The organism is Streptomyces sp. NPDC057617 (assembly GCF_042800555.1).
GTDB lineage: Bacteria > Actinomycetota > Actinomycetes > Streptomycetales > Streptomycetaceae > Streptomyces.
The window spans coordinates 190,693-206,424 of the sequence record NZ_JBHVGV010000005.1 but is presented as its reverse complement, the minus strand read 5'-3'; the positions used below and the strand labels follow the sequence as shown (position 1 = coordinate 206,424).

19 protein-coding genes are annotated in these 15,732 nt (G+C 69.7%); 10 read left to right on the top strand and 9 right to left on the bottom strand.

Going from position 1 to position 15,732, the window contains the following annotated elements; all coding sequences use genetic code 11:
* Positions 1-76: 76 nt before the first annotated feature.
* Complete coding sequence (locus ACFU9P_RS14885; protein WP_376371798.1) at positions 77-370, bottom strand: MTH1187 family thiamine-binding protein; 294 nt, start codon at positions 368-370, stop codon at positions 77-79.
* Positions 367-738, bottom strand: coding sequence for a DUF3817 domain-containing protein (locus ACFU9P_RS14880; RefSeq protein WP_384080442.1), 372 nt, complete (start codon positions 736-738; stop codon positions 367-369). Before ACFU9P_RS14880 ends, ACFU9P_RS14885 begins: the two co-directional genes overlap by 4 nt.
* A 246-nt stretch (positions 739-984) precedes the next feature.
* Between ACFU9P_RS14880 and ACFU9P_RS14875 the strand changes: the two genes are divergently transcribed.
* The 4 genes from ACFU9P_RS14875 to ACFU9P_RS14860 all read left to right on the top strand — a co-directional run bounded on the left by ACFU9P_RS14875 (position 985) and on the right by ACFU9P_RS14860 (position 3,658).
* Positions 985-1,623: an AIM24 family protein gene (locus ACFU9P_RS14875; RefSeq protein ID WP_376371803.1), complete on the top strand. Its 639-nt coding sequence runs from the start codon at positions 985-987 to the stop codon at positions 1,621-1,623.
* Positions 1,623-2,273: an AIM24 family protein gene (locus tag ACFU9P_RS14870; RefSeq protein ID WP_376371806.1), complete on the top strand. Its 651-nt coding sequence runs from the start codon at positions 1,623-1,625 to the stop codon at positions 2,271-2,273. Before ACFU9P_RS14875 ends, ACFU9P_RS14870 begins: the two co-directional genes overlap by 1 nt.
* On the top strand, positions 2,270-3,058 hold the full coding sequence (locus tag ACFU9P_RS14865) for an AIM24 family protein (RefSeq protein ID WP_376371810.1): 789 nt from the start codon (positions 2,270-2,272) through the stop codon (positions 3,056-3,058). The genes ACFU9P_RS14870 and ACFU9P_RS14865 overlap by 4 nt, the downstream gene beginning before the upstream one ends.
* 123 nt (positions 3,059-3,181) lie before the next feature.
* Entirely contained in the window at positions 3,182-3,658 is a 477-nt protein-coding gene (locus tag ACFU9P_RS14860; protein ID WP_376371813.1) for a MarR family winged helix-turn-helix transcriptional regulator, read from the top strand.
* 69 nt (positions 3,659-3,727) lie between these two features.
* Here ACFU9P_RS14860 and ACFU9P_RS14855 read toward each other — a convergent pair whose 3' ends face one another.
* Together ACFU9P_RS14855 and ACFU9P_RS14850 are read right to left on the bottom strand one after the other, a co-directional pair.
* Positions 3,728-4,282: a GNAT family N-acetyltransferase gene (locus ACFU9P_RS14855; RefSeq protein WP_384080437.1), complete on the bottom strand. Its 555-nt coding sequence runs from the start codon at positions 4,280-4,282 to the stop codon at positions 3,728-3,730.
* A complete protein-coding gene (locus ACFU9P_RS14850; protein ID WP_384080434.1) occupies positions 4,279-5,550 on the bottom strand; it encodes an XRE family transcriptional regulator in 1,272 nt (423 codons plus the stop codon). The genes ACFU9P_RS14855 and ACFU9P_RS14850 overlap by 4 nt, the downstream gene beginning before the upstream one ends.
* A 234-nt stretch (positions 5,551-5,784) precedes the next feature.
* Between ACFU9P_RS14850 and ACFU9P_RS14845 the strand changes: the two genes are divergently transcribed.
* The 4 genes from ACFU9P_RS14845 to ACFU9P_RS14830 all read left to right on the top strand — a co-directional run bounded on the left by ACFU9P_RS14845 (position 5,785) and on the right by ACFU9P_RS14830 (position 8,396).
* Positions 5,785-6,201 (top strand): ATP-binding protein, encoded by a 417-nt coding sequence (locus ACFU9P_RS14845; RefSeq protein ID WP_384080431.1) that lies wholly within the window; start codon positions 5,785-5,787, stop codon positions 6,199-6,201.
* A gap of 64 nt (positions 6,202-6,265) precedes the next feature.
* The gene (locus tag ACFU9P_RS14840) at positions 6,266-7,387 is read left to right on the top strand and encodes a radical SAM protein (RefSeq protein WP_384080428.1); all 1,122 of its coding nucleotides are present in this window, start codon (positions 6,266-6,268) and stop codon (positions 7,385-7,387) included.
* Positions 7,384-7,515, top strand: a complete 132-nt coding sequence (locus ACFU9P_RS14835; RefSeq protein WP_384080425.1) for a hypothetical protein — start codon at positions 7,384-7,386, stop codon at positions 7,513-7,515. Before ACFU9P_RS14840 ends, ACFU9P_RS14835 begins: the two co-directional genes overlap by 4 nt.
* 83 nt (positions 7,516-7,598) lie before the next feature.
* The gene (locus tag ACFU9P_RS14830) at positions 7,599-8,396 is read left to right on the top strand and encodes an aminoglycoside phosphotransferase (RefSeq protein WP_384080422.1); all 798 of its coding nucleotides are present in this window, start codon (positions 7,599-7,601) and stop codon (positions 8,394-8,396) included.
* 26 nt (positions 8,397-8,422) lie between these two features.
* Here ACFU9P_RS14830 and ACFU9P_RS14825 read toward each other — a convergent pair whose 3' ends face one another.
* Both ACFU9P_RS14825 and ACFU9P_RS14820 read right to left on the bottom strand, forming a co-directional pair.
* The gene (locus ACFU9P_RS14825) at positions 8,423-9,952 is read right to left on the bottom strand and encodes an ATP-binding protein (RefSeq protein ID WP_384080419.1); all 1,530 of its coding nucleotides are present in this window, start codon (positions 9,950-9,952) and stop codon (positions 8,423-8,425) included.
* The gene (locus ACFU9P_RS14820) at positions 9,949-10,611 is read right to left on the bottom strand and encodes a response regulator transcription factor (RefSeq protein WP_384080416.1); all 663 of its coding nucleotides are present in this window, start codon (positions 10,609-10,611) and stop codon (positions 9,949-9,951) included. The genes ACFU9P_RS14825 and ACFU9P_RS14820 overlap by 4 nt, the downstream gene beginning before the upstream one ends.
* A 114-nt stretch (positions 10,612-10,725) precedes the next feature.
* Between ACFU9P_RS14820 and ACFU9P_RS14815 the strand changes: the two genes are divergently transcribed.
* Positions 10,726-11,199 (top strand): PepSY domain-containing protein, encoded by a 474-nt coding sequence (locus ACFU9P_RS14815; RefSeq protein WP_384080413.1) that lies wholly within the window; start codon positions 10,726-10,728, stop codon positions 11,197-11,199.
* On the opposite strand, the gene ACFU9P_RS14810 is transcribed toward ACFU9P_RS14815, so the two are convergent.
* From ACFU9P_RS14810 to ACFU9P_RS14800, 3 genes are all read right to left on the bottom strand, one after another.
* Positions 11,200-12,414 carry an MFS transporter gene (locus tag ACFU9P_RS14810; RefSeq protein ID WP_384080411.1) on the bottom strand — a complete coding sequence of 405 codons (1,215 nt, stop codon included), beginning with the start codon at positions 12,412-12,414 and terminating at the stop codon, positions 11,200-11,202.
* Between the two features lie 450 nt (positions 12,415-12,864).
* A complete protein-coding gene (meaB, locus tag ACFU9P_RS14805) occupies positions 12,865-13,824 on the bottom strand; it encodes a methylmalonyl Co-A mutase-associated GTPase MeaB (RefSeq protein WP_384080408.1) in 960 nt (319 codons plus the stop codon).
* 71 nt (positions 13,825-13,895) lie between these two features.
* Positions 13,896-15,095, bottom strand: coding sequence for an acetyl-CoA C-acetyltransferase (locus tag ACFU9P_RS14800; protein WP_384080405.1), 1,200 nt, complete (start codon positions 15,093-15,095; stop codon positions 13,896-13,898).
* A 144-nt stretch (positions 15,096-15,239) separates the two neighbouring features.
* Here ACFU9P_RS14800 and mce point away from each other — a divergent pair, with 144 nt between their 5' ends.
* Positions 15,240-15,668, top strand: a complete 429-nt coding sequence (gene mce / locus ACFU9P_RS14795) for a methylmalonyl-CoA epimerase (protein WP_376371833.1) — start codon at positions 15,240-15,242, stop codon at positions 15,666-15,668.
* The last annotated feature ends 64 nt before the right edge of the window (positions 15,669-15,732 follow it).

Here is a 15,732-nt window from a genome sequence, read left to right as displayed (position 1 = left end):
GGCGTCCGGCCGCCCGGCCCGTGCCCGGTGGCTCAGGCACAGGCAGGCGTACGGAACCTCACGCCGCTTACGCCGCTTACGCCGACAGGTGCCGCTCCACCGTCTCGACCTTCGACGTCAGCCCGTCCGTGACCCCCGGCCGGATGTCCGCCTTGAGCACCAGCGAGACCCGCGGCGCCCGCGCCTCGACCGCCGCGACGGCCCGCTTGACCACGTCCATCACCTCGTCCCACTCGCCCTCGACCGAGGTGAACATGGCGTCGGTACGGTTCGGCAGCCCGGATTCACGGACCACCCGGACGGCGTCGGCGACGTACTCGCCGACGTCCTCCCCCACACCCAGCGGGGAGACGGAAAAGGCGACGATCATGCCTTCACCGTACCTTCGCGGTCCTCGCGGTCCTCGCTGTCTTCACGGCGGGCGCGGGAGGCGACGACCTCGTCCTCGGCCGCGCGCTTGAGCTTGCGCTCCGCGAAGAAGCCGCCGGTCGGCAGGACGGAGAGGACGAAGTAGAGGGCCGCCGTCCCGAAGGACCACTTGGTGCGGTTCCACGCGTCCAGCCAGAAGATCACGTACAGGATGAAGAGCAGGCCGTGGACCGCGCCCATCACGGGCACCGCGTTGAAGTCCGTCGTGCGCTTGAGCACCGAGCAGACGAGCAGCAGCAGGAAGGACACGGCCTCGGGGGCGGAGACCAGACGGAGTCGGTGGAGGGAGGAGGCGGTCTTGATGTCCACGAGGCAGGCACCTTTGTCGTCGGGGGAACTCGTCCGGGGAACAGCCGGGCGAACTCGTCGGGGGGCGGCGCCGGTCGCCGGAGGGCAGCGCCGGGGCAGGGCCGCGCGATCTTGTGAACGCGCGCACAAGCGGGACCATTGTGGCAGCCCGGTTTTGCCCGACCGTTACGAGGGTGGTACGCCGCCAGAACGCCTTCGGGACGGAAAGACCTGTTCGTACCCTCCTCGGCCCATTACCTTCGATCCGTGGCTCAGTTCCGACTGCAAGGCAGCAAGGTGCTCGCCGTGGACATGTCCGGCGACGCCGTCAAGGCGAAGAACGGCTCGATGGTCGCGTACGACGGCCAGATGGCGTTCAAGAAGATGTCCGGCGGCGGTGAGGGCCTGCGCGGGATGGTGACGCGCCGCCTCACCGGTGAACAGATGACCGTCATGGAGGTGAGGGGCCAGGGCACCTGCTATTTCGCCGACCGGGCGAGCGAGATCAACCTCGTGTCGCTGCACGGCGACAAGCTCTATGTCGAGGCGAGCAATCTGCTCTGCACGGACGCCGGGCTGCGGACCGGTACGACCTTCACCGGGCTGCGCGGCGGCGCGACCGGCAACGGTCTGTTCACCACGACCGTCGAGGGCATGGGCCAGGCCGCGATCATGTCGGACGGCCCGGCGGTGGTCCTGCGCGTGACCCCGCAGTACCCGCTCTCGGTCGACCCCGGCGCGTACATCGCCCATCAGGGCAATCTCCAGCAGCACTTCCAGGCGGGGGTGACCTTCCGCACCCTCATGGGCGAGGGCGGCGGCGAGGCCTTCCAGATCCGCTTCGAGGGCGACGGACTCGTGTACGTACAGCCCAGCGAGCGCAATACGGTCGGGGGCGATGTGTGATGCCGTTCCGCGAGATCAACTCGAAGATGGTCGAGGCGACGGTGGCGCCCGGCCAGAAGATGTTCAGCCAGCGCGGCGCGATGCTCGCGTACAAGGGCGAGGTCAGCTTCACCCCGAACATGCAGGGCGGCCAGGGCGGGCTGATGTCGATGATCGGCCGGCGGGTGGCCAATGAGGCGACGCCGCTGATGACGGTGGAGGGCAGCGGTACGGTGCTGTTCGGCCACGGCGGCCATCACATCCAGGTCATCAATCTCGCCGGGGACACCCTGTATGTCGAGGCCGACCGGCTGCTCGCCTTCGACGGGACGCTCCAGCAGGGCACGATGTTCATGGGCTCGCAGGGCGGGGTCATGGGCATGGTGCGCGGCCAGGTGACCGGCCAGGGGCTGTTCACCACGACGCTCAAGGGGCACGGCGCGGTCGCGGTGATGGCGCACGGCGGGGTGATCGAGGTGCCGATCAGCCCCGGCAGGGATGTCCATGTGGATCCCCAGGCGTATGTCGCGCACCATGGCGAGGTACGGAACAAGCTCTCCACGGCGCTCGGCTGGCGCGACATGGTGGGGCGCGGCTCGGGCGAGGCGTTCCAGCTCGAACTGAGCGGCAGCGGTGCGGTGTACGTCCAGGCGTCGGAGGAGAAGCTGTGAGCGCGCCCGTGATCCATGACCCGATGACGCTGCCCAGCGACGACAACGTCAACGCGTACACCTTCTGTGTGGAGTTGAAGGGGAGCCAGTGGTTCCTCCAGAAGGGGAAGATGATCGCCTACTACGGGCGGATCGACTTCAACGGGATCGGGCACGGCCGCTTCGACCGGCTGCTGCGTACGAGCTTCCACTCGCCGCTGCACGCGAGCGACTGGGTGGTGGCGGAGGGCAGCGGCAAGATGCTGCTCGCCGACCGGGCCTTCGACGTCAATTCGTACGACCTGGAGGACGGCAATCTGACGATCCGCTCCGGGAATCTGCTGGCGTACCAGCCGTCGCTGGCGCTGAAGCAGTCGATCGTGCCGGGCTTTCTGACACTGATCGGTACGGGGAAGTTCGTGGCGGCCTCGAACGGTCCGGTGGTCTTCATGGAACCCCCGATCCGGGTGGATCCGCAGGCCCTGGTGGGCTGGGCGGACTGCCCCTCGCCGTGCCACCACTACGACCACGGCTATATGACCGGGGTGATGGGCGGGCTGCGCTCGCTGACAGGGATCGGGGGCACCTCGGGCGAGGAGCACCAGTTCGAGTTCGTCGGAGCGGGTACGGTGCTGCTCCAGTCGACCGAGATGCTGATGGCGGAGCAGGCGACGGGCGCGGTGCCGCACGAGCCGGGGGTCCCGGGCGGCGGCGCCCCCGCACCGGGCCACGGCCAGCCGGGCCAGGGGGCGGCGCCGAGGCTGCCCGGGCAGCTCGGGGATCTCCAGCGTCGCTTCGGCCTGTGATCGCTTCGGTCTGTGACCGATAGGCTGCGGAGTGTGACGTCGAACGCCGGTGCGCGGCGTCACCCCGTGCAGTCGCCTGCGCAAGATTTGTACAGAATTCAACTTCTTAGGTAGAATCCATACATGGAGACCGAGACCGCCACCCGCTGGCTGACCGACGGGGAACAGTGCGCCTGGCGCACCCACCTCGATGTCAACAAGCTGCTGACGCACCAGTTGGAGAAGGATCTGCAGCCGTTCGGACTGACCATGAACGACTACGAGATCCTGGTGAATCTCTCGGAGTCGGCGGAACGGCGCATGCGGATGAGTGACCTCGCGGCCACCACGCTCCAGTCCAAGAGCCGGCTCTCGCACCAGATCACCAGGATGGAAGCGGCGGAACTGGTCCGCAGGGAACACTGCGAGTCGGACCGGCGGGGGCTGTACGCGGTACTGACGGACCACGGCATGGAAACGATGCGCAAGGTGGCACCGCACCATGTGGCGTCGGTACGGAAGCACTTCATCGACCTGCTGTCCCCGGAGGCGCTGACGCAGTTGCGGGAGTCACTGACACCGGTGGCGGACCACCTACGCGGGCGGCGCGGAAAGCTCTGATTTTTAGTTCGAAGAAGCCGCAAGATGCGCCTCGTCGGCGGCTACGTACAGGAGCGGCCGCCGTAGGCGCTATTCCCCCGCGGTCGGCTCACGGATGGCGCGCAGCATGGCTGTGAGGACTGGTCCGTCTGCTGAGGGCTGCTGGGTGCTGATCTCCTGGTAGCCCCAGCGCTCGTACAAGGCTTTGACTTTGCCGTTTCCGGCGAGTGGGTTGACCAGGAGGGTCACTTGCTCCTCGGGCCGGGCGGCGAGCAGTTCGTCGTGGATGTGCCGGGCGGTGCCGGTGCCGCGCCATGGCTCCCGCAGCATGATTTCTTTGAGTGCGATGGTGGGCCGGTCTGTGACGTCTTTGGGCAGGGGCGTGGTCATTCGGCGCCACCAGCGGTCATCGGATGTGATGGTGTTGACGTAGGCGTAGCCCACGGGCTTGTCTCCGTCGTATCCGATGACTGTCTCCCAGCCGGGTTCGGCTGCATGGCGTGCGAGTCGTTCGCCGTATCGTTCCACTGAGTAGTGCGGCTGGTGGAGATGGTCGGCACGTACCTCTGCGTAGACCTCGATGAGTGTGTCCCACACGGTGTCGATGCCGGTGGCATGGCGCAGTTCGATGCCTTCGCTCGTCACTGTGGATTCCTTTGACTGTCATGGGTGTACTCGTCCCAGATGCGGGTGTGAGGGCTGGAGGGTGCGGCCAGGCGCAGTGTGTTGCCGAAGTCATGCAGCATGCTGGTCACTCGTGGGTGTTCGCCTGTGGGGTCGGTGGGGATGGACATGGCAGTGGCTAGAGCCGGTTCCAAGTCGCCTTGGCCGAGTTGGGATTGAGCCAGGCGGGCGGTGGTGATGGCGCGGGTGCGCTGCATCTCGGGCCGGAGCAAGGCCAGGCTGCGGTGTGCGTGGGCTTCGGCGCTCTCGTAGTCGCCGAGAGCCAGGTAGGCAGCCAGGGCCAGGTTCTCCAGTTCGGCTTGGTCGTAGAAGGCTTTCATCCACACCGGCCGGTGCTCAGCGGGGTCGGCCTGTTCGAGAGCCTTCTGGGCATGGCCCAGGGCCTGGCGTACGGCTCGCGCGTCGCCGGTCAGACCCTGGATGGCGGCGTGGCGGGCGTGGCCGAGGGAGGAAAACAGCGGGTCGCGGCGGGCGATGGGCAGACGTCGGGCAACGTCGTTGGCAGCGAGTGCGTCCGCCGGTCGGCCCATGTGGCGGTACAGGCTCCCGGCGTGGGACCAGATACGGAACTGGATCGTGGAGTCGCCCGACATGGCGGCCAGGCTGGATGCCCTGTCGAAGTGGCGTTGCGCCGCGTCGAACCGGCGGCCGTCGATGGCAGCCCACATCGCGCTGGAGATGAAAGATGCGGCACAACCATAGATTGCGCCACGTACCCGCTGACTCGCAGTGCCGCGCCCTTGAAGAGTTATCGCCTCACCGGCAAGGACTGAGGCTTGGGTCTCGATGGTGAGCTTGCCGCCGTATCGGTGATCACTGGCGATCAGGACGGCGAACTTCGAGAACAGCCGCCACACGTCGCTCTCGCCGATGCGAGTCTGCGCGCCGTAGGCCGGTACGGCCGTGGCGGCCAGGGCCGCTCCGGCGGAGGCACTGATGAAACGGCGGCGGTGCACTGGATCCTCCGGTGGTGCCGTGCGCGAGGAGTCTCCTCCTCGCGGAGCAAAGCCCAGTTCGGTGACAGGGCAGTTGAATACTGCCTCTAGCGCCGCGCGCTGCCGGTGGTGAGGCCAGCGGGTTTTTCCGGTCAGCCAGTTGCGGACCGTACGGTCACTGACAGTTCCTTCGTATCCGGCAGCGCGCAGGTCGCCGTTCACGACCTCGGCCAATTCCGCCTGCGTGAAGCCGGATTCCGACATGCGCGACTTGAGGATCTGGTTGCCCTCCATTCGGCCACCGTAACCGCGCGGTTGCACTGCGACGAACCGAGCGCTGCGGAAATTTCCGGTTCCCCTCGCTGCACGCATCGACCTTTGTTCCTTACACGTTGTGACTGCCGGTCGTTGACTGAGCACAGCCGTCGAGCCCGGACAGTTCGGCGGCCGGACGGAGGACGAATGCCTCCGCCCCTCGACGGAGGCGGGCGACACCCGCCGGTTCCACCACACCACGCAGAGGTCCTGATGACCGTGAGCGCAACAGCCCGTACGACCGGCCACATCGGCTACTCCGAGACGCTGCCCCGTGATGCAGGAAGTGCCGCGGCCGCCCGCCGCCTGGTGCGCACCGCACTGACGGAGTGGGGCTTGGAGCATGTGGTGGAGGACAGTGCTCTGGTCGTCACCGAGTTGGTGGCCAACGCCGTCAACCACACCCGAGACAGCTCCATCCAGGTCGTCGTCGCGCGCCCCGCCGATGGTCGCGTACGCATCGGTGTCATGGACAAGTCCCGGACCATGCCTGTGCTCCGGTGTCCTGCGGACAGCGAGGTACACGGACGCGGCCTTGCTCTGGTGGATGCCTTGACCATCCAGTGGGGGACTGATCGCGAGGACTCGGGCAAGTGCGTCTGGGGCGAGCTCAGAGCAGAGAGCCGGTGACCGCCCAACCCACTTGTCCATAGCCGTCCATCCATCACCGTACGGACCAGCCAGGGAGGCAGCCATGCACGACCTGATTGCCGCGCCCCTCCAAGACCAGCACCTCATCCTGCGCCCGGGCAGCCGGCGCGCGGTCAAGGTGGGCAGCTCCAAGTTCGCCGACCTGTGCGACGCCGTGGCCGGCGGGCAGCCCGTACCGGCCTGGCTCGTTGATGTGGCGCGCCGCGTCTGGGGCGTGGACGCCTCCGGCCGTCCGGCCGACGCCGCTGTCCTCGTCCGTGAGCCCGGACCTTACGAACTCAGCCGCGCCACCTGGGAGATCAACCTGGGCTGCGACTTCGACTGTGAGCACTGCTACCTGGGTGAGAAACGATTTGAGGGCTTGGACTGGGACGGCAAGGAGCGCCTGCTGACCGTGATGCGGGACGCCGGGGTGATCTGGCTCCAGCTCACCGGCGGGGAACCGCTGATCGACCCGCAGTTCCCCGCCGCGTACCGGCTCGCCCACGAGCTGGGTATGCAGGTGGAGTTGTTGTCCAACGGTTCCCAGCTCGCCAAGCCCCGGATGATGGAGCTGCTGACCGCGCTGCCGCCCACGAAGACGTCCCTGAGTGTGTACGGGGCGAGCGCCGAGACGTACGACGGGCTCACCCGGCGGCGCGGCGCCTTCAAGCGGTTCACGCGAGGGCTGGACGCTGCCGTGGCCGCAGGGCTGAACATCGATCTCAGCCTGATCATCACCAACCGCAACGCCCACGAGGCCGACGCCATGCGCGCCTGGGCAGACCGGCTCGGCTTGCCGTACCGGGAGTACGCCAACATCTCCCCGACCATCCACGGGGGCGCGGAGACCCTGCCGTCACAGTCGCCGGAGCATCTGACTCACAGGGCGCCGTTCACGGGTTGTCCGGCCGGTCACACGTTCTTCCACGCCGACCCGTTCGGCCGGGCGTCCATCTGCAAGGTGGGCCGTGAGCCGAACATCGACCTTCCCACCGAGGGCGTGGCCGGGCTTGCCCGGCTGGGCTCGATCGCCGATTCCCTCATGCTTCGCACCGGAGGATGCAGCGGCTGTCAGCTCTCCAGCACCTGCCGGGTCTGTCGGCCGATGGCCAAGGTCTTCCAGGAGGCGAAGGCACCACTGCACAGCTACTGCCAGCACGGAATGAAGGAGACCGCGTCATGACCGTCATGGTCGAACTCGCACCGACCCGCACCGCCGAGGACCCCGAAGAGGTGAGTGTCATCGAGGACGTGGAGACCTACACCTCTGCGTCCCAGCCGGGATGCAACGACGACAACCCGTACCGCTGACACCCGCCCGCACCGGGTAACCGGACAGGCCAGGGCCATGGTGAGCGCCATGGCCCTGCGCCGTTCCATGGGAGGCTCCCACCATGCCGACCGACCGCCTGACCGACCTGCCCGCCGACGTACTGGCCGCCATCGCGGACACCACGGGACCCGTGGCGAAGACCGAGCCTGTGGGCTCCGGGTTCAACAGCGAGATCGCCGCCCGCGTCCACACCGAGGGCGGCACCGTCTTCGTCAAGGGCCTGCGCGCCGACCACCCCCGGGTCTGGACCCAGCAGCGCGAAGCGGAGATCAACCCACATGTCCAGGGCATCGCCCCGCGTCTGCTGTGGCGCCTGCGACCGGCTGGGTGGGACCTCCTGGGGTTCGAGGCCGTGGACGGCCGTCACGCCGACTACGCGCCGGGGTCGCCGGACGTGCCGCTGGTGGCAAACATGCTGCGCCATCTCGGGCAAGTGCCCTGTCCGGATGTGCCCCTCAAGTCCATGCCGGACCGGATGGCCGCCTACAGTGACACCCCGGAACTCTTCGCCGGAGACCGGCTGTTGCACACCGACTGGCACAACACCAACGTCCTCGTCCATGACCGGAGCACTCTCCTCGTGGACTGGGCATGGGCCACCCGGGGCGCCGGATGGATCGACCCGGCCCTGTGGATCATCTGGCTCATCGCCGGAGGCCACACCGCACCCCAGGCAGAGTCCTGTGTTGCCGCGCTTCCTGCCTGGACAGAGGCACCGAAGGCAGCCGTAAACGCCTTCGCAGACGCCAGCGCACGCCTCTGGCAGCACATCGCGAGCGCCGACCCTGATCCGTGGACGCGACGGATGGAAACGGCGGCCGAGGCATGGGCACGCCACCGGGACAGCGCCACTCGGTGACAGCCAGCGGAACGGAGCGAAGTCCGCTAGGCAGGCGGGAGGCGGAGTTCGAAGTGGGCTCCGCCTTTGGGGGAGTTGGTGGCTTTGAGGGTGCCGCCGTGGCGTTCGGCCACATCTCGGGCGATGGCGAGGCCGAGTCCGGCGCCGCCGTCGTCGCGGCCCCGGGCCTCGTCGAGCCGTACGAACCGTTCGAAGATCCGCTCGCGCTCCGCCACCGGCACCCCGGCACCGTCGTCGGTGACCGCGAGCACCACCCGCCCGTCCGCCGCCCGGTGCACGGACGCCCGTACCGAACCGCGTGCGTGGCGCTGGGCGTTGTCGAGGAGATTGCCGAGCACCCGGGCCAACTGACCGCGTGATCCGGCGACTTCGAGGCCTTTCCCGACGTCGAGTGCGACCGGGATGGTGTCCGGGGTCCGCTGCGAGACCTCCTCGCGGACCAGCGCGCCCAGATCGAGCCGGCTCTGCCCCGGCCGCTCCCCCGCGTCCAGCCGGGCCAGCAGCAGCAGATCGGCGGCGAGCCGCTGAAGCCGTACGGTGTCCGCGACCGCGCCCGGTACGTCCAGCAACTCCGGGTGCGCGTCGCCGACTTCGAGCTGGGTACGGAGGGAGGCGATGGGGCTGCGCAGTTCGTGCGAGGCGTCCGCGACAAACCGGCGCTGCCGGTCGACGGCCGCCTCCAGCGCGGTGAGCGTCTCATTGGTCGTACGGGCCAGCCGGGCCACCTCGTCATGGGCGGCGGGCTCCGGCACCCGCCTGGACAGGTCCTCGGACGCGGTGATGGCCGCCATCTCGCGCCGGATGCCCTCCACGGGCCGGAGCGCCCGCCGGGTCACCAGCCAGGTCACTCCCCCGACGACCAGCAGCAGGACGGGCAGCCCCAGCAGCATCGCCACGGCGGCCGTGCCGACGGCGGTGTCCCGGGCGGCCAGCGAGGCGCCGGCGTGGACGACGACGGTCGTGCCGGAGCCGTCGGTCACGGCGATGGTGGCGAAGCGGTAGTCGCCGGCCGTGCCGTCGACGGTGGCGGTACCCGAGGTGTGTTCGGTGATGTCGCCGATCTCGCCGACGGCGGGATCGGCACGGCCCCCGTGGTCGTCGCCGCCCTCGCCGTCGTCATCTCCGTCGTCGTTCCCGCTGTCGTCCCCGTGGTCGTCGACCGGTCCGCCCGGCGGCGGGGCGGAGGGGGCCGGTACGACCGTGGCGGCGGGCACCCCCGTACCGCTGATCCGCTCCAGGTCCTCGCCCATCGCCAGCAGCCGGCCGTCCTGGGTGGTGACCTGCACCGGATGGTTGTCGGTCTCCGGGAGTTCGAGATCCCGGTACGACGTCCGGCCGGGGACCCGGGAGGCAATGTCCAGGGCGACATCGCGTGCCGCGGAGTCGGCCTCCCGGTCGGCCTGGCCGGTGAGATTCGCGCGGAGCGAGAGAAGGACCGCGATCCCGGCGGCCACGAGCGCGACCGCCACGACGGCCGTGGCACCCAGCGAGGTCTTGGCCCGTACGGAACCGAAGGGGCGTACGGAAGCCGACGACGGACGTCTTCCGGCGCTCACGACGACACCAGCCGGTAGCCGGCACCGCGCACCGTCTGGATGGCGGCAGCTCCGATCTTGCGGCGCAGGGCGCTGATGTACACCTCGATGATGTTCGGGTCGCCGTCATACGCGAAGTCCCAGACGTGCTCCAGGATCTGCGGCTTGCCGACCACCTCTCCCGCCCGTACCGCGAGTTGTTCCAGTACGGCGAACTCCTTGGCCGTCAGCGCCACTTCGGCCCCGTCCCGGAAGACCCGGCGGGCCGCGGTGTCGATGGCCAGCCCGCCGGCCCGCAGTACGGGCGAGGCACCGGCCGAACCGCGCCTCCGCAGCAGTGCCTTGACCCGCGCGACGAGCACGACGTACGAGAACGGCTTGGTCAGATAGTCGTCGGCGCCCGTGTCGAGCCCCTCCGCCTCGTCGTACTCGCCGTCCTTCGCGGTGAGCATCAGGATCGGTACGTCGTTGCCGGCGGCGCGCAGGGCGGCGCAGACGCGGTAACCGTTCATACCGGGCAGCATGATGTCCAGGACGACCAGGTCGTACACGCCCTCCCCCGCCCGGTGCAGTCCTTCGAGGCCGTCGTGCACGACATCCACGGCGAAGCCCTCGGCCCTCAGCCCCTTGGCCAGCGACACCGCGAGCCGCCTCTCGTCCTCCACGATCAGCAAGCGCATGCCCCCACCTTCCCAAACGGAACCTGAAGATCTCTTCAGGTCGCTTCAGGCTGCCTTCAGCTTCGGTTGGCGACATTGAGGGCGTTGGCAGTTGAACCGACCGGGGAGGACCTCATGAAGCGCAATCTCATCATCGCCGCCATCGCCGTGGCGGCTCTGATCGGCGGCGGAACGTACACGGCGGTCGCCGTGGGCGACGACGACGGCAGCACGCCCCGTACCGCGACGAGCACAGGGACGGCGACACTGCCGGTGCCGGTGCCCGGTTCGTCGAGCCCGACAGCCACCCCGACAGCGGCTCTGACGGCGAGTCAGGCGGCGGCCGCGGCGCTGAAGAAGGTCCCCGGCACGGTGACTTCGGTCGAGCGGGAAGACGACGGCGACGACCGCACCGACCACTGGGAGGTCACCGTACGCACCGAGGACGGCCGCACCCGCGGCCTGAACGTCCACCCGCGCACGGGCAAGGTCACGACGGACCACGACGACGACCGCAGCGACGACCGGCGGAACCAGGACGACGACCGCCGCGGCCACGACGACGATCACCATGACGACGGGGGCGACGACGACGGTCAGGACGACTGATCAGCCAAGCGTCCCCTGCCGCCCGGCCACAACGGCCGGGCGGTTGGGCGGCCCCGTGCGCAGCGCCGTGGCCACGCAGAGCAGCGCCGGCAGGGCCGCCAGCGCGAAGCAGAGGGCGAGCGGCAGTCGGCCGACCAGTACGCCGACGGCCGCCGTACCGCCCGAAATCCCGGCGTTCACAGCCGTGTTGACCCAGGCACCGGCCTGCGTACGGGTGCCGGGGGCGGCGGCCTCGTCCGCGATCAGATAGGCGGTGGTCAGCGCGGGGGCGACGAACAGTCCGGCCACCGCGACTGCCGCGCCGAGCGCGTACACGTTCGGCGCGAGCCCGGCCGCCGCGAGCGCGAGCCCGAGAGCGGCGCAGAGCAGGGCGAGCCGTGGCCGGGCAGGCAGCCGCCAGGTGACGGCGCCGTTGACGAGCCCGCCGACCACACTGCCGGCCGAGAGCACGGCCAGGACCCAGGCGACCGCGCCCGGCTGATGGTGGTCCTCCGTGAAGGCGATCGCCAGCAGGTCGAGCGCGCCCAGACAGAGCCCGACCCCGGCGGCGGCCAGCACGGGCTGTCCGAGGCCACGCGGTCCGGGCCGGGCCCCGGCACGCTTCGCGCGTACCGCCCGGGTCCCCGCCGCGAACGGCACGGGCGAAAAGACGAGCCCGAGCGTCCCCGCCAGCACGAGCACCGCGCTGAGCGCGACCCCGGCGGCGGGCTCCGCGTACGCCACGAGGACCCCGACGAGAAGCGGTCCGGAGACGAGAAGCAGTTCCTCGGCCACCCCGTCGAGACTGTAGGCCCGCTGCACCATGCTCCGGTCGGGGAGCAGTTGGCTCCACAGCGCCCGCATGGTGGGCCCGAGCGGCGGCGTACAGGCCCCGGCGAGCGCGGCGAGCACCCACAGGAGCGGGCCCGGGGTGCCGGGTTCCCGGGTGACGAGCGCCAGCACGGCGAGCAGTACGGCGTACAGCCCGGCCATCGGCACCAGCGCCCGGCGCGGACCATACCGGTCGACGAGCGCGGCCCGCGCGGGCGAGAGCAACACGCTGGCCACCCCGAACAGGGCCATGGCCGTACCGGCCACACTGAAGGACCTTGAGGCGTCCTTCACCGCCAGTACGAGGGAGAGCGAGACGGTTCCGTAGGAGAGCCGCCCGACCAGCGCGGCGCCGAATGCGCGCGCGGCGTGCGGGGTCCGCAGAACAGCGGCGTACGAAGACATGAGGTTCCTCGGAGAGGGCGACGCACAAACGGGGCGCCGCAGCCGTACAGGGACACCGAAGCGCCGCGACGGCTGCTGCCGTCACGGACGATCGTGGTGCCCTACGCACGAGGGAGGAACTGCATACGGGTGAACCTAGCAGCCCGGCTCGTCGCGGAGCTTCAGCCCTTCTGATCGCGGAGCTTCAGCCCTTCTGACTGCGGTGCCGGGGCGGGCGGCGCGACCGGGCCGGCGGTTCCGTCCTCAATCGCCGGACGGGCTTGCTTTTGCGGCCCGCACCGGAATTTCGCGGCCCACGGCCGAAAGTGACCCATCCCGCACGCGGCGTACGGGGGCCGGGGGTGTCCCCCGGGGAAAACACAGCATGCCGTCCGGGCATGTACCTACGGAGGCCCCGGCACCCGGCACCACCCACCGGACCGGCCCGCGCCGCGTAGCCGAACCCCCGTCTCAGCTCTCCGTCAGCCCCGTCACCAGCTCGTCCGCCGCGCCGTACGGGTCCAGTTCGCCCGCCACCACGCGTTCCGCCAGCGCCGCCAGTCTGCGGTCGCCGTGGAGGTCCGCGATGCGGGTGCGGAGGGCCGTCACCGCGATCGTCTCCACCTCACCCGCCGCCCGCGCGACGCGGCGGCGGGTGAGGACGTCGTGCTCCTCCATCCACGCCCGGTGCTTCTCCAGCGACTCGACCACCTCGTCGATGCCCTCCCCGCGCGCCGCCACCGTCTTCACGATCGGCGGGCGCCAGTCGCCCGGAATCCGGGCCTCGCCCAGGCCGAGCATGTGGTTCAGCTCGCGGACGGCCGCGTCGGCGCCGTCGCGGTCCGCCTTGTTGACCACGTACACATCGCCGATCTCCAGGATCCCGGCCTTCGCCGCCTGGATGGAGTCGCCCATGCCCGGCGCCAGCAGCACCACCGAGGTGTCGGCCTGGGAGGCGATCTCCACCTCCGACTGGCCGACCCCGACCGTCTCCACCAGGATCACGTCGCAGCCCGCCGCGTCCAGCACCCGGATCGCCTGCGGGGCCGCCCAGGCCAGCCCGCCGAGGTGGCCCCGGGTGGCCATCGAGCGGATGTAGACGCCCGGGTCCGAGGCGTGCTCGGACATCCGGATCCGGTCACCGAGCAGCGCGCCCCCGGAGAAGGGGGACGAGGGGTCGACCGCGAGCACCGCGACCCGCTTGCCTGCCCGGCGGTACGCGGTGACCAGCGCCGAGGTGGATGTCGACTTGCCGACACCCGGCGATCCGGTGATCCCGACGACATACGCCCGGCCCGCGAGCGGTGCCAGCGCCGCCATCACCTCGCGCAACTGCGGGGACGCCCCCTCGACCAGTGAGATCAGCCGCGCCACGGCCCGCGGGCGGCCCTCCCGCGCCTGAGCCACCAGTTGGGGGACGTCCTGCGTCACAGTTCCAGCTCCATTCCTCGGCGGTGCATATGGCGGTGCATATGAACGTACGTACGTACGAGATGGAACGGCTACCGCGCCACCCGCACGATCAGCGCGTCCCCCTGCCCGCCCCCGCCGCACAGCGCCGCCGCCCCGATCCCGCCACCGCGCCGCTTCAGCTCCAGCGCGAGATGCAGTACGAGCCGCGCGCCGGACATCCCGATCGGGTGACCGAGAGCGATCGCGCCGCCGTTCACGTTCACCTTTTCCGGGGACACTCCCAGGTCCTTCATCGACTGCACCGCGACCGCCGCGAAGGCCTCGTTGATCTCGATGAGATCGAGGTCCTCCACGGACAGGCCCTCCTTCTTCAGGGCGTGCTGGATCGCGTTGGACGGCTGGGACTGGAGCGAGTTGTCCGGGCCCGCCACATTGCCGTGCGCGCCGATCTCCGCGATCCACTCCAGGCCCAGCTCCTCGGCCCTGGCCTTGCTCATCACCACGACCGCCGCGGCGCCGTCGGAGATCTGCGAGGAGGTGCCCGCCGTGATCGTGCCATCCCTGTCGAAGGCCGGGCGCAGCCGGGCCAGCGACTCCACCGTGGTCTCCGGGCGGATGCCCTCGTCCTGGGTGAAGAGCACCGGGTCGCCCTTGCGCTGCGGGATCTCGACCGGGGTGATCTCGGCCTCGAAGATCCCGTTCTTCTGCGCGGCGGCGGCCCGCTGGTGGGACAGCGCGCCGAACTCGTCCTGCTCGGGGCGGGCGATGCCGAGCCGGGTGTTGTGCTTCTCCGTCGAGGCGCCCATGGCGATCTCCTCGAACGAGTCGGTCAGCCCGTCGTACGCCATCGAGTCGAGCAGCTCGACCGCGCCGTACTTGTAGCCCTCACGGGACTTGGGGAGCAGGTGCGGGGCGTTGGTCATGGACTCCTGGCCGCCCGCGACCACCACCTCGAACTCGCCGGCGCGGATGAGCTGGTCGGCGAGCGCGATCGCGTCGAGCCCGGAGAGACAGACCTTGTTGACGGTGAGCGCGGGCACGTTCATCGGAATGCCCGCCTTGACCGCGGCCTGGCGCGCCGGGATCTGCCCCGCCCCGGCCTGGAGCACCTGGCCCATGATCACGTACTGCACCTGGTCGCCGCGGATCCCCGCACGGTCCAGCGCGGCCTTGATCGCGAAGCCCCCCAGCTCTGCTCCGGAGAAGGACTTCAGCGAGCCGAGCAGCCGCCCCATGGGGGTACGGGCGCCCGCGACGATCACGGAGGTGGTGGTGTTCGAGTCCGACATGAGACCTGATCCCCTTTGCGTGGAGCGTGAGGAGTGAACGAGGGTTTACTCCAATGTACTGAGCGGTACGCACCGGGGTCACCCGGCCGTGCGTGTGATCGCGCGCACGTTGCGTAACCGGCGCCGAGCCGCTGCACTGTCTCCATGCTGACGCGAATCGACCACATCGGAATCGCCTGCTTCGATCTCGACGCCACCGTCGAGTTCTACCGGGCCACCTACGGATTCGAGGTCTTCCACACCGAGGTCAACGAGGAGCAGGGCGTCCGCGAGGCCATGCTCAAGATCAACGAGACGTCCGACGGCGGGGCTTCGTACCTCCAGCTCCTCGAACCGGTACGGGAGGACTCCGCCGTCGGCAAGTGGCTCGCGAAGAACGGCGAGGGGGTCCACCACATCGCCTTCGGGACCGCCGATGTCGACGGGGACGCCCAGGCGGTCCGTGACAAGGGCGTACGGGTCCTCTACGACGAGCCGCGCAGGGGTTCCATGGGCTCGCGCATCACTTTCCTGCACCCGAAGGACTGTCACGGAGTCCTCACAGAACTCGTCACCTCCGCCCCGGAGCACTGACCTTAAGGATTCCCGGCCCGGTAGAGTGGGGCGCTCCGGGCCGGGGCCGGGCCGGGGCCGCGCC

Bases quoted from the DNA above. Each gene is read 5' to 3' on its own strand.
- ACFU9P_RS14885 (WP_376371798.1), bottom strand. From the start codon at position 370: ATGATCGTCGCCTTTTCCGTCTCCCCGCTGGGTGTGGGGGAGGACGTC.
- ACFU9P_RS14870 (WP_376371806.1), top strand. From the start codon at position 1,623: ATGCCGTTCCGCGAGATCAACTCGAAGATGGTCGAGGCGACGGTGGCG.
- ACFU9P_RS14860 (WP_376371813.1), top strand. From the start codon at position 3,182: ATGGAGACCGAGACCGCCACCCGCTGGCTGACCGACGGGGAACAGTGC.
- ACFU9P_RS14850 (WP_384080434.1), bottom strand. From the start codon at position 5,550: ATGGAGGGCAACCAGATCCTCAAGTCGCGCATGTCGGAATCCGGCTTC.
- ACFU9P_RS14845 (WP_384080431.1), top strand. From the start codon at position 5,785: ATGACCGTGAGCGCAACAGCCCGTACGACCGGCCACATCGGCTACTCC.
- ACFU9P_RS14840 (WP_384080428.1), top strand. From the start codon at position 6,266: ATGCACGACCTGATTGCCGCGCCCCTCCAAGACCAGCACCTCATCCTG.
- ACFU9P_RS14835 (WP_384080425.1), top strand. From the start codon at position 7,384: ATGACCGTCATGGTCGAACTCGCACCGACCCGCACCGCCGAGGACCCC.
- ACFU9P_RS14830 (WP_384080422.1), top strand. From the start codon at position 7,599: ATGCCGACCGACCGCCTGACCGACCTGCCCGCCGACGTACTGGCCGCC.
- ACFU9P_RS14820 (WP_384080416.1), bottom strand. From the start codon at position 10,611: ATGCGCTTGCTGATCGTGGAGGACGAGAGGCGGCTCGCGGTGTCGCTG.
- ACFU9P_RS14815 (WP_384080413.1), top strand. From the start codon at position 10,726: ATGAAGCGCAATCTCATCATCGCCGCCATCGCCGTGGCGGCTCTGATC.
- ACFU9P_RS14810 (WP_384080411.1), bottom strand. From the start codon at position 12,414: ATGTCTTCGTACGCCGCTGTTCTGCGGACCCCGCACGCCGCGCGCGCA.
- ACFU9P_RS14800 (WP_384080405.1), bottom strand. From the start codon at position 15,095: ATGTCGGACTCGAACACCACCACCTCCGTGATCGTCGCGGGCGCCCGT.
- mce (WP_376371833.1), top strand. From the start codon at position 15,240: ATGCTGACGCGAATCGACCACATCGGAATCGCCTGCTTCGATCTCGAC.